Source organism: Sphingobacterium sp. UBA7253, from assembly GCF_002472745.1.
GTDB lineage: Bacteria > Bacteroidota > Bacteroidia > Sphingobacteriales > Sphingobacteriaceae > Sphingobacterium > Sphingobacterium siyangense.
On sequence record NZ_DKSP01000164.1, the window covers coordinates 1 to 474 of the forward strand.

General features: G+C 47.3%; 1 pseudogene. It reads right to left on the bottom strand.

The annotated features are described in order from the left end of the window. Positions 1 to 380 (bottom strand): annotated as a pseudogene (locus B2X72_RS16780) (hypothetical protein); the annotation flags it as partial. Positions 381 to 474 lie beyond the last annotated feature (94 nt).

The window sequence follows — 474 nt, forward strand, 5'->3', positions numbered from 1 at the left end:
TTCAGGGCGTTGCTTTTCTTGGATTCCCACCCCGATTCAAGAACCCTATATTCCGACAATAGGCGATGATAGCCCAAGATCCTGCTGCCCCTTTCAAGATCTGCTGTTTTCAGGATTTCCAGACGTTCTATGAGGCCCGATCTTTCACTGGTATACCATTCATAAGTACCTTTATTTATCAGATATTCTTTTACCTCTGAACTGATCCCCTGAAGGATTAGGGATTCATCCTTTTCTAGGGGGGCGAACTCATGTTTATAGTATAGCATCCAAAGTGGATCTGCGGCACTCACAGCCCCTGAATAATTGGTAAGTTCCTTGATAGCAGTATTTCGGATAGTATCGGACTGCATTTTATAGGAATCATTGGTCTGCTGCATAGCCATCACCAGACCCATTCGCATGGTCTGGGGCCCTGAGCCTGAAAGGGGGCGCCTGTCCAGCTTGGGATAACTTGGATGAAGGCCCCAGGTG